Below are 11126 nucleotides of genomic sequence, written 5' to 3' on the forward strand. Positions count from 1 at the left end.
GAGCCCCGCCACCCCTTGAGCACGCGTGGCGTGAGGGGGGCCGGCCTCGGGTGCCCAACGTCAGGTGGTGGGGGTGGTGGGTGGGGAGGGACGGCGGTGCAGGAGACCGAACTTGGTCCACATGCTCTCTGCCGCCTCGATCGAGGCGGCCGTACGAGCCGGATCCACCGCCGCGAGCTGCGTCACCAGCGCCTGCGCGACCGCCATCCCGGCCGTCAGCGACGGGAAGAACGCGACCCCTTCGGCGGGCACCATGACGACCCGCTCGGCGGCCTCGGCCAGGGCGGGGCTGGCGGCGTCCGTCAGGGCGAACACGCGCACGCCGCGGGCGCGGGCCTCGTTGGCGGCCAGGACCGTGCTCTCGTACAGGCGCCAGAAGCTGATCGCGATCAGCACGTCGCCGGGCCCGATGGCGGACATGGTGTTGGCCAGCTCGGCGTCCCCGGTGGTCACGGCGGCGACGGGGTAGCCGGCCAGGCGGGCGTTGTGGGCCAGCGCCATGCCGACCGCCGCGTAGCTGCCGTCGGCGACGATCACCGTACGGCGGGCGGCGGCGACCGCCTCGGCGATGGCCCGCATCGCGCCCTCGTCCAGCCGCCGGTGCAGCAGCGCGAGGCTGTCGAGGTCGCGGCGGAGCGAACGGGAGCTGGGCGAGCCGTCGCCGCTGTGCTCGGCCGCCACCTGGGGCGCGCTCAACGAGGACAAATAGCGGGCGCGCAGCTCCTGCTGGAGGGCGGGCCAGCCGGCGAAGCCGAGCGCCTGCGCGGTGCGGGTCACGGTGGCCACGTTCACGCCGGCGAACTGGGCCAGCTCGGCGGCCGTGCCGAAGGAGGCCCGGCGCGGGTGGGAGAGCAGGATCTGCAGCACGGCGGCCGACTTCGGGCGCAGCCCGCGCTCGGGCGTCCGGGCGCGCAGCCAGTCCTCGAAGCTGTCCGCGGCGTGCTCGGTCACATGATCACCTCCGTCGCAGGCACACATGCTACGCGCTCGACACGCAGATGACTTGCAACAAATATTGCATATAGGAGGATTTGCAGCATACATTGCCTGCAATCGTTTTTGCAGGGCCGCGACCCTGGGAAGGTGTGTGCCATGACCTTGCTGGCCCGACTGGACAGGCTCCCGCTGAGCCGTCCGCACTACCTCCTGCTCCTGATCGGCGGCTTCGGCTACACCTTCGACGGCATGGACGGCGCCGTGGTCGCCTTCCTGCTGCCCAGCGCGCGGGAGGCGTGGGGGCTCACCGACGGCCAGCTCGGGCTGATCGGGTCGGCGACGCCGTTCGGGTTCCTGTTCGGTGCGTGCATCGCGGGGCTGCTCGGCGACCGGATCGGGCGCAAGAAGGTGATGATGTACGCGCTCGCCTTCTACGCCTTCTTCTCGGTGATCGCGGCCTTCGCCCCCAACTACGAGGCGTTCCTGGGCTCCCGTGTGCTTGCGGGGGCGGGCGCGGGAGCCGAGAGCGCGATCATCGCGCCGTTCCTGTCCGAGTTCGTCCCGGCCAAGCGCCGGGGATGGTTCATCGGGGCGCTGGCCGGCTTCTTCTCGTTCGGGTTCGTCATGGCGGCGCTGATCGGCCGCTTCATCGTGCCGACGATGGACAACGGCTGGCGCGTCGCGCAGCTCCTCACGGCGGTGCCGGTGCTGATGCTGCTGTGGTGGCGGCGCTCGCTGCCGGAGTCGCCGCGCTTCCTGCTCCAGCAGGGCCGCGAGGCCGAGGCCGAGGCGGTGGTCGCCGACATGGAGCGCCGCGTCGAGCAGGCCACCGGGCCGCTGCCGCCCGTGCCCGAGACCAGCGCCGCGCCGCCCTCGACGGCCACCCCCGCGGTCAACCTGGTCAGCGCGCTGAAGTTCCTGTGGAGCCCGGTCATGGCCAAACGGACGGCCGTCATCTGGCTGATCTGGTTCGTGATCACGTTCTCGTACTACGGGTTCTTCTCCTGGATCCCGACGCTGCTGGTGGGGCGCGGGATCACGGTCACCAAGAGCTTCGAGTTCTCGATCATCATCTACCTGGCGCAGATCCCCGGCTACTTCTCGGCCGCGTGGCTGTCGGAGCGGCTGGACCGCAAGAACACGATCGCCCTCTACCTGGCGGGCTCGGCGGTCAGCGCGTTCTGGCTGTCACAGATGGACACGCCGGTCTCCATCACGGTCGCGGGCGCGGTGCTGTCGTTCTTCCTCAACGGCACGTACGCGGGCGTCTACTCCTACACGCCCGAGGTGTTCCCGACCTGGATCAGGGCGACCGGCACGGGGCTGTCCAGCGCGTTCGGGCGGGTCGGCAGCATCCTGGCGCCCACGATCATCGGCCTGTCGGCGGCCAGCCTCGGCTTCGCCGGGGTGTTCGGCCTGACCACGGCCGTGCTGGTGGCCGGGGTGATCTGCGTGATCGTCTTCGGCCTGTCCACGGCCGGGCGCTCGCTGGAGGACCTGACCGAGCCCGTGGAGGTGACCAAGTGAGAGAGTTCGAGGAGCTTGAGGAGAAGATCCGGGAGACGATCGGGGTGCGGCTGTTCACCGTGCTCGCGTGGATCCCGGAACGGCGGGCGCTGCGCCGGGTGCACAGCAGCCACCCCGAGCAGTACCCGGTCGGCGGCGAGAAGACCGTCGAGGTCGCCCAGGGGTGGCTGAGCACGTGCATCGAGGGACGCGAGCCGTACCTCGGCCCCGACCGCGCCGCCGTGCGGGAGATCTTCGCCGACCACGAGCTGATCGAGAGCCTGGGCTGCGGCGCCGTCATCAACGTCCCCGTCGTGGACCGGAATCGAGACAGGGCCGTGGACAGGGACCGTGACGGGCTCGTGGACCGGGCTGGGGCCGCCGACCGAGACCGAGACCGAGACGGGGCCGTGGATAAGGCCGTGGACGGTGGCGAGGTGCTGGGTGGTGAGGTGCTCGGGGTGCTCAACATCCTTGACGCCGAGGGCGCCTATGACGAGGAGTCGGTGGAGCTCGCCCGTTCGCTCGCGCCGCTGGCCGTGCCCGCCCTGAGAGAAGCCGTACCGGCGCTGAGAGGAAGAGACAACCCGTGACCTTGCTGCTGCGCAACGCCCTGATCCTCGACGTCGCCACCGGCGAGTACGCCGAAGGCGACCTGCGCTGCGAGGATGGCCGCATCGCCGAGACCGGCGCCGGCCTGACCGCGCCCGACCGGGCGCGCGTGGTCGACGTCGCAGGTGGCGTGGTCGTGCCGGGCCTGATCGACGCGCACGTGCACGTCACCGCCCTCACCGCCGACCTCGCCGGGATCGGCGCCATGTCCCCGGCGTACGTCGCCGCGCACAGCGCCCGCATCATGGGCGGGATGCTGGATCGTGGCTTCACCACGGTCCGCGACCTGTCCGGTGCCGACTACGGGCTCAGCGACGCGCAGGCGGAGGGCCTGATCCGCGGCCCGCGCCTGCTGTTCTGCGGCAAGGCGCTGAGCCAGACCGGCGGCCACGGTGACCAGCGCTCGCGCGGCCAGCGCGACAGCGACGACCATCCGTGCTGCGCCGGTCTGGGCCGGGTCGCCGACGGCGTGGACGCGGTGCGCGCGGCGGCCCGCGACGAGCTGCGCAAGGGCGCCCACCACATCAAGGTCATGGCCTCCGGCGGCGTCGCCTCGCCCACCGACCGCATCGACTCCACCCAGTACTCCATGGACGAGCTGCGCGCGGCCGTCGAGGAGGCCGGGGCCGCCAACCGCTACGTCGCCGCGCACGCCTACACCGCCCGCGCCGTCAACCGGGCACTGGAGGCGGGTGTGCGGTCGGTCGAGCACGGCAACCTGATCGACGACCGCAGCGTGGAGCTGTTCCTGGAGCGTGACGCCCACCTGGTGCCGACGCTGGTCACCTACTGGGCGCTCAAGGAGGAGGGCAGGACGTTCGGCCTGTCGGAGTCGAGCTGGCGCAAGGTGGACGAGGTCCTGGAGGCCGGGCTGCGCGCGCTGGAGCAGGCCGCCCGCGCCGGCGTCCGGCTCGTGTACGGCACTGACCTGCTGGGCGGCATGCATCGGCACCAGAACCAAGAGTTCCGGCTGCGCGGCGAGGTGCAGCGGCCGATCGACGTGCTGCGCGCCGCCACCGTGAACGCCGCCGAGCTGGCCGGCATGTCCGGCGAGATCGGCACGCTCGACGTGGGCGCCAGGGCGGACCTGCTCGTGCTCGACGGCGATCCCCTCCAGGACCTGGGGGTCCTCGCCGAGCCCAAGCACATCCGCCACGTCGTCCAGGACGGGCGCGTGGTAAGTGACGGACGCGCGGCCAGCGACGGCCCGTAGTAGGTGACGGGTGCGTGGTCAGCGGCCCCATGGTCGTCGGCAGCCCCGTGGTCAATGCCGGGTCCGTGGTCGGCGGCGGGTGCGTGGTCAGTAGCGGCCCCATGGTCGGCGGCGGGTGCGTGGTCGGGTGCCGGGTCTGTGGTGAGCGGCGGGCGGGTGGTCAGTGACGGGGCCTGTGGTCAGGGTCGGCGGATACGAGGTCAGCCCTTGAGGCCGCTGGCGAAGCCCTTGATCACGTACCGCTGCAGCAGCAGGAACAGCACCACGATCGGCAGTGCCCCCAGCACCAGCCCGGCGAAGACCAGGCCGTGGTCGGAGACGTACTGCCCGACGAAGGCGAACACGCTCACCGGCACCGTCTCGTACCCGGAGCCGCCCAGGTAGAGCAGTGGGGTGAAGAAGTCGTTCCAGATGAAGACGGCGTTGAGGATCAGCACCGTGCCGGTGATCGGCCGCAGCAGCGGGAAGACCACCTTGGTGAACGCCGTCAGGTGCGAGGCGCCGTCGATCTGGGCGGCGCTGGCGTACTCGCGGGGCAGCGCGCGGATGAACCCGGTGTAGAGGAACACCGTGAACGGGAGCTGGATCCCCGTGTAGAACAGGATCATCCCGGCGTGCGTCCCGATCAGCCCCAGGTCGGTCACGAGCTGGTAGAGCGGGATCATCCCGAGCTGGAAGGGCAGCACGATTCCCAGCAGGAACAGCACGTACAGCCCGTACCCGAGGTGGCTCTTGGCCCTGGCCAGGTAGTAGGCGGCGAACGAGCCCAGCGCGATCAGCGCGACCAGGCTGACCGCGGTGATCACCGTGCTGTTCATCAGCGACGGGCCCAGCGCCGCCGCCGACCACGCCTTGGCGAAGTTGTCGCCCGTCGGCGGGGCGGGCAGCGCCAGCGGGGTCCGGGCGATCTGCGACGGGTCCTTCAGCGACAGCGTGACCAGCGCGTACACCGGGAACAGGAACGCCACCGCCACCACGATCATGACGATCTCCAGCAGGAACGTCCGTCTCACTGGGCCACCTCCCGGCCACGGGTGTAGTGGATCTGCACGAGCGACACCGCCGCCACGAAGATCGCCAGCACCAGCGCGACCGCCGTGCTGTAGCCGAACTTGCCGAACACGAACGCCTGCTTGTACAGCACCGTCGACAGCGTCTCGGTGGCGTAGCCGGGGCCGCCGTTCGTCGCCGCGAAGACCTGGTCGAACAGCTTGAGGCCGCCGATCGTGGACAGCATCAGGTTCACCGTCACCGCCGGGGCCAGCAGCGGCCACGTGACGTACCGGAAGCGCTGCCACGCGCCCGCCCCGTCGATCATGGCCGCCTCGTGCAGCTCCTTCGGCACGCCCTCCAGGCCGGCCAGGAAGATGACCATCGAGTAGCCCGCGTACTGCCACACCACCGTGCCCGCGATCGACCACAGCGCCAGCGACGGGTCGCCGAGCCAGTCCACGCGCAGCCCGAGCAGGCCGTTCAGCCCGGCGGACGGGTCGGGGTTGTAGATGTACTTCCACAGGAACGCCACCATGACCGGGCTGACCACGACCGGCGCGAAGAAGACCACCCGCAGCAGCGCGCGGCTGCGCAGCTTGGCGTGCACGCCGAGGGCGAGCAGCAGGCCCACCCCGTTCTGCACGACGACGACGGCGACCGTCAGCAGCAGCGTGTTGCCGATCGAGCCCATGGCCTGGTCGTCGTGGAGCATCGCGCGGAAGTTCTCCAGGCCGATGAACGACCGGTCCGCGCCGATGCCGCTCCAGTCGGTGAAGGCGTACAGCGTGCCCGCCACGCTCGGGTAGAGCACGACGGCCGCGTACACCACCAGGGCCGGGGCGGCGAACAGCCACGACGGCGACAGCGTGGCGATCCGCCGCCGGCCCGGCCTGCGTCGCGCGGTCGTGCCCGCGCGCGTGGCGGTCATCGTCATTTGGCGTACGCCTCGTCCATCTTCTTCAGCGCCTCGTCCACCTTGATCTTGCCGGCCAGCAGGTCCTGGATCACCGCGAAGTGGACCGGCTGCACCTCGGCGTTCGGCCACCGCTGGTCCATGAACGGCACCGCCTTGTCCTTGGTGAACGGCAGGAACGACTGCACGGCCGGGTCGATCGTGGAGCTCGCGTCCTGCGTGAGCGGGATGGCGGCGATGGCCTTGGCCCAGCGGTTGATGTTCTCCTGCTTGCCCAGGAAGTCGATGAACGCCTTGGCCTCGGCCAGGTTCTTGCCCTTGGCGCCCGCGCCGAGCCCGACCACGACCCCGGCCGGGATCCACACCTGGGCCGCGTCGTCCGCGCCGGGCAGCGGGAACATCGACAGGTCATCCGGGCTGGAGGCGGCCTTGCGGAAGTCGGGCAGCACCGCCGACACCTGGACCGCCATGGCCGCCTTGCCGGTGGCCACCATGGAGATCTGCTGCTCGAACGTGGTGCCGTTCGGCTTGTCGTTGAAGAAGCCGCGCTTCTGCAGCTCCAGGTACATGTCCATGGCCTCGCGCCAGCCCGACTGGGCGAAGCTGGCCTGGCCGGCCGCCTGCTTGTCGTCGAACGCAGGGTCCTTGGCGTAGACGGTCGAGGGGACCAGCGCGTACGTGATGAGCTGGGTGACCCACGGCGTCTGCGCGCCCAGCGCGATCGGCGTCGTGCCGGCCTTCTTCAGCTTGTCGCACAGCGCCAGGAACTCGGTCCACGTGGTCGGCGGCCCGTCGATCCCCGCCTCCTGGAAGACCTTCTTGTTGTAGATCGCGCCGATGACCGAGGAGCCGGCCGAGTAGATGTAGGTCTTGCCGTCCTTCTGGAAGGCGGGCTTGAAGCCGGTCGGGATCGTCCGCGTCCAGGCCTGGTCGGACAGGTCGGCCAGCAGCCCGGCCCCGGCGATCTGGGTCATCGACATCGCGCTGCCGCTGCCCGGGTAGACCACGTGCAGGTCGGGCGCGTTGCCCGCGCCGAGCTGGGTGCGCACCGACGTCTGGACCTGGTCGGTCGGCGCGAACGACGTGGCCAGCGTGACGCCGGGCCTGGCCTGCTTGTAGGCCGCCACCAGCTCGTCCATGGGGGCCTTCTGGTCGGCCACCCCGACGAACCGCAGCTGGGTCCCCTGACTGACGCTGCCGGTGGTCTCGGGCTTGGTGGAACAGGCGGCGGCCGCGGCGGCCACCGCCAGACCACCCATCATGCGGAAGAACTGGACGCGGCTCAGCCTGGCGTCACGCAGCTCGCTCATTGCTCTGTCTCCTGGGTGATCGGAGGCTCCCCGAGGCCATGCGAACGTTTTAATGCGTTATATCTAACGCTAGAACGTGTGAAATTGTGAAGGTGCGAGGAGACTACGAGCCGTTCCGCCGGAGTGTCAAGGGTGCGGCCCGCGCTACGATTCGCAGGCATCGACGCTGGGAGAGCAGGTGAGAGCGGCGGGGGAGAAGACGCAGGGGAAGATGAGGGAGGGAGTGCGGGAGATAACACGGCACCATCCGGATCGGCAGGTGACCAGACGTCAGGCGATGGCCGAACATCTCATGCGGCACGGCTCGGCCTCGGTGGCCGAGCTGGCCGAGGTCTTCCAGGTGAGTGTGATGACCGTCCACCGCGACCTGGACGAGCTGGAGTCGCAGGGCATGGTGCGCAAATACCGTGGCGGGGCGAGCGCGCAGGCGTCGAGCGTGTTCGAGAGCAACATCGCCTACCGGCTGACCGCCCAGACCGCGGAGAAGGAGGCGATCGCCCGCCACGTGACCGGCCTGCTCGAACCCGGCGGCTCGGTCATGATCGACGACTCGACGACCGCGCTGGCCGTCGCCCGCCGCCTCGCCGGGGTGACGCCGCTGACCGTGGTGACGAACTTCCTGGCGGCCATCCGGCTGCTCGCCCCCGTTCCCGGCATCCGGCTCATCGTCCTGGGCGGCGAGTACCACCCGACGCACGACTCGTTCCTCGGCGTCGGCTGCGTGGACGCGGTCGAGGCCATGAACACCGACACCGTCATCGTGTCCACCTCGTCCATCTCCGACCGGCACGCCTTCCACCAGGAGCAGGAGATCGTGCTGGTCAAGCGGGCCATGCTGGCGGCGGCCACCCGGCGGATCCTGGCCGTCGACCACACCAAGCTCGACCGGGTGGCGCTGCACCGGGTGGCGCCGCTGGAGGAGTTCGACGTCATCGTGGTGGACGCGGGCGCGCCGCCGGAGGCCGTGCGGCGGCTGCGCGACCGGCACCACAACGTCGAGGTGGCCCGCCTCACGTGACCTGCCTCACGTGACCTGCCTCACGTGACCTGCCTCACGTGACCTGCCTCACGTGAGGCGCCGAAAGTGACCCGCCGGAAGTGACCCGCCTCAAGCGACCTGATTCACCTGACCCGCCGCAAGGGACCTACCCCAGCCGGCCCGCCGCCCGGGCGACGGCCTCCGGTGTGGCCGGGATGCGGTCGATCGCGCCGCCGACGGCGGCCCTGATCGCGGCCGCGACGGCCGCCGGGGCCGACAGCAGCGGCGGCTCGCCCACCCCCGTCAGCCCGTACGGGGAGTCCGGCCGGGGGTACTCCAGGATGTCCAGCACGGTCGGCGGCATGTCCATCGTGGTCGGGATCAGGTAGTCGGTGAACGACGGGTTGAGTATCCGGCCCTCACGCACCACCACCTCCTCCATCACCGCCAGCCCGAGCCCCTGCGCGATGCCGCCGTGCATCTGCCCCTCGACGGCGGCCGGGTTCATCGCCCTGCCGACGTCCTGGGCGCAGGCGATCTCCACCACGCGCACGGAGCCGAGCTCGGGATCGACGTCCACGACCGCCCGGTGCGCGGCGAACGCGTACGCCACGTGCGCGTCGCCCTGGCCGGTCTCCGGGTCGAGCGGCTCGGTCCGCCGGTGCCGGAAGACGGCCGTCTCGTCGATGTCCTCGTCGCCGAGCAGTTCGGCGGTGGACAGGATCCGGCCCGCCGCCCGCTCCTCCAGCCGCTCCCGCACCGCCACGCAGGCCGCCCGCACCGCGCCGCCCGACATCCACGTCTGCCGCGAGGCCGAGGAGGTCCCGGCGTCGCCGACGCCCGTGTCGGCGGGCAGGACGGTGACGTGCTCGACGCCGAGCTCGGTCCTGACGATCTGCGCCTGCACGGTGACCAGGCCCTGGCCGACCTCGGCCGCCGCCGTGTGCACCTCGGCGTACACCTCGCCGCCCTGCGCGTACAGCCGGACCCGGGCCGTGCCGTAGTCGTCGTACCCGGCGGACTTGCAGATGTTCTTGACCGACAGCCCGTACCCGACGCCGCGCCGCAGCCCGTCGGCGCGCGTGGAGTTCGACGTGCCGCCGGGCAGCAGCTCGCCGGAGGCGGGCAGCGGCTTGGCGGCGACGCGCCGCAGCAGCTCGGCCACCGGCGCGGGCCCCTCGACCCGCTGCCCGGTCGCCATCACCGAGCCGGTGTCCACGGTGTTGCGCAGCCGCAGCTCGACCGGGTCCAGGCCGAGCGCCGCCGCCAGCTTGTCCATCTGCGACTCGTGGCCGAAGCACACCTGCACCGCGCCGAAGCCGCGCATCGCCCCGGCGGGCGGGTTGTTGGTGTAGACCGAACGGCAGTCGATCTCGACGGCGGGCACCTCGTACGGGCCGATGGCGAAGCAGCCCGCGTTGCCGGTGACGGCCGCCGAGGTGGAGGCGTAGGCGCCGCCGTCGAGCAGGATGTCGGCCTTGACGTAGAGCAGCCGGCCGTCGCGGGTCGCGCCGTGCTCGTAGCGCATCCTGGCCGGATGCCGGTGCACGTGGCCGGAGAACGACTCCTCGCGGCCGTAGCTCATCTTCACCGGCCGGCCCAGCCGCAGCGCCAGCATGCAGGCGTGGGCCTGCACGCTGAGGTCCTCGCGACCGCCGAACGCCCCGCCGACCCCGGACAGCGTCAGCCGCACTTCTTCCTTGGGCAGGCCGAGGCAGCCGGCCAGCTGGTCCTGGTCGATGTGCAGCCACTGCGTCGAGCAGAACAGATCCACCCCGCTCTCCTCGCCCGGCACCGCCAGGCACGACTCGGGGCCCAGGAACGCCTGGTCCTGCATGCCGACCTCGTACTCGCCGCGCACCACCACGTCCGCCTCGGGCACGGCGCCGCGGCGGATGCGCAGGTGCTTGACCAGGTTCCCGCCCTCGTGCACGCCGGGGGAGTCCAGGGCCCGTTCGGGGTCGGTCAGCGCGGGCAGCTTCTCGTAGACGGCCTGGACCAGCTCCGCGGCGCGGCGGGCCAGCTCCGGCGTGTCGGCGGCTACGACGGCGACCGGCTCGCCGGCGTAACGGACCAGGTCCTCGGCCAGGACGGGCTGGTCGCGGCGTTCGAGCCCGTACCGGTTGAGGCCCGGCACGTCGGCGGCGGTCAGCACCGCGTGGACGCCCGGTAGCGCCAGCGCCTCGCCGGCGTCGATCGACAGCAGGCGGGCGTGCGGGTGCGGGCTGCGCACGGTCGCGCCCCACACCATCCGGTCGTGCCAGAGGTCGGAGGAGTAGACGAAGTCGCCGCGCACCTTCGCCGCGGCGTCGGGACGCTGCGCGGAGGCGCCGACGCCGTCGCGGGTGCCCGGGCGGGTCATGGTCATCGGGCTCGCCCCGCGGCCAGGCGTACGGCGTCGAAGATCTTCTCGTAGCCGGTGCAGCGGCACAGGTTCCCCGCCAGCGCCTCGCGCATCTCCGCCTCGCCCGGATCGGGGCAGCGGGCCAGCAGGTCGTGCACGGCGACCACCAGGCCGGGCGTGCAGAAGCCGCACTGCACCGCGCCCGCGTCCACGAACGCCCGCTGCACCGGATGCAGCCCGTCGCCCTGCCCATCATCGCCCTGCCCGTCGCCGGCCAGGCCCTCGACGGTCACCACCGAGGCGCCGTCGGCCTGACCGGC

10 protein-coding genes are annotated in these 11126 nt (G+C 71.5%); 4 read left to right on the top strand and 6 right to left on the bottom strand.

Annotation, left to right across the window (positions count from 1 at the left end; translation table 11 throughout):
* Positions 1–60: 60 nt before the first annotated feature.
* On the bottom strand, positions 61–951 hold the full coding sequence (locus tag KME77_RS28805) for a MurR/RpiR family transcriptional regulator (RefSeq protein WP_219472321.1): 891 nt from the start codon (positions 949–951) through the stop codon (positions 61–63).
* Positions 952–1092: 141 nt separating this feature from the next.
* Between KME77_RS28805 and KME77_RS28810 the strand changes: the two genes are divergently transcribed.
* The 3 genes from KME77_RS28810 to KME77_RS28820 are packed head-to-tail and all read left to right on the top strand — an operon-like array spanning position 1093 to position 4267.
* A complete protein-coding gene (locus KME77_RS28810; protein WP_219472324.1) occupies positions 1093–2463 on the top strand; it encodes an MFS transporter in 1371 nt (456 codons plus the stop codon).
* The gene (locus KME77_RS28815; protein ID WP_219472326.1) at positions 2460–3035 is read left to right on the top strand and encodes a GAF domain-containing protein; all 576 of its coding nucleotides are present in this window, start codon (positions 2460–2462) and stop codon (positions 3033–3035) included. Before KME77_RS28810 ends, KME77_RS28815 begins: the two co-directional genes overlap by 4 nt.
* Positions 3032–4267 (top strand): metal-dependent hydrolase family protein, encoded by a 1236-nt coding sequence (locus tag KME77_RS28820; protein WP_219472329.1) that lies wholly within the window; start codon positions 3032–3034, stop codon positions 4265–4267. Before KME77_RS28815 ends, KME77_RS28820 begins: the two co-directional genes overlap by 4 nt.
* Positions 4268–4467: 200 nt before the next feature.
* On the opposite strand, the gene KME77_RS28825 is transcribed toward KME77_RS28820, so the two are convergent.
* From KME77_RS28825 to KME77_RS28835, 3 genes are read right to left on the bottom strand one after another with little or no spacing between them, the layout of a single operon-like run.
* Positions 4468–5280 carry a carbohydrate ABC transporter permease gene (locus KME77_RS28825; protein ID WP_219472332.1) on the bottom strand — a complete coding sequence of 271 codons (813 nt, stop codon included), beginning with the start codon at positions 5278–5280 and terminating at the stop codon, positions 4468–4470.
* Entirely contained in the window at positions 5277–6188 is a 912-nt protein-coding gene (locus KME77_RS28830; protein WP_246610920.1) for a carbohydrate ABC transporter permease, read from the bottom strand. Before KME77_RS28830 ends, KME77_RS28825 begins: the two co-directional genes overlap by 4 nt.
* Before the next feature lie 2 nt (positions 6189–6190).
* The gene (locus KME77_RS28835; RefSeq protein ID WP_219472338.1) at positions 6191–7483 is read right to left on the bottom strand and encodes an extracellular solute-binding protein; all 1293 of its coding nucleotides are present in this window, start codon (positions 7481–7483) and stop codon (positions 6191–6193) included.
* A 259-nt stretch (positions 7484–7742) separates the two neighbouring features.
* Between KME77_RS28835 and KME77_RS28840 the strand changes: the two genes are divergently transcribed.
* Positions 7743–8501 carry a DeoR/GlpR family DNA-binding transcription regulator gene (locus KME77_RS28840; RefSeq protein WP_308250955.1) on the top strand — a complete coding sequence of 253 codons (759 nt, stop codon included), beginning with the start codon at positions 7743–7745 and terminating at the stop codon, positions 8499–8501.
* Between the two features lie 127 nt (positions 8502–8628).
* On the opposite strand, the gene KME77_RS28845 is transcribed toward KME77_RS28840, so the two are convergent.
* Positions 8629–10824 (bottom strand): xanthine dehydrogenase family protein molybdopterin-binding subunit, encoded by a 2196-nt coding sequence (locus KME77_RS28845; protein ID WP_372451240.1) that lies wholly within the window; start codon positions 10822–10824, stop codon positions 8629–8631.
* Between the two features lie 2 nt (positions 10825–10826).
* On the bottom strand, positions 10827–11126 hold a 300-nt coding region (locus KME77_RS28850; RefSeq protein WP_246610921.1), incomplete at its 5' end, for a (2Fe-2S)-binding protein.

It is taken from the genome of Nonomuraea rhizosphaerae (genome assembly GCF_019396405.1).
Taxonomy (GTDB): domain Bacteria; phylum Actinomycetota; class Actinomycetes; order Streptosporangiales; family Streptosporangiaceae; genus Nonomuraea; species Nonomuraea rhizosphaerae.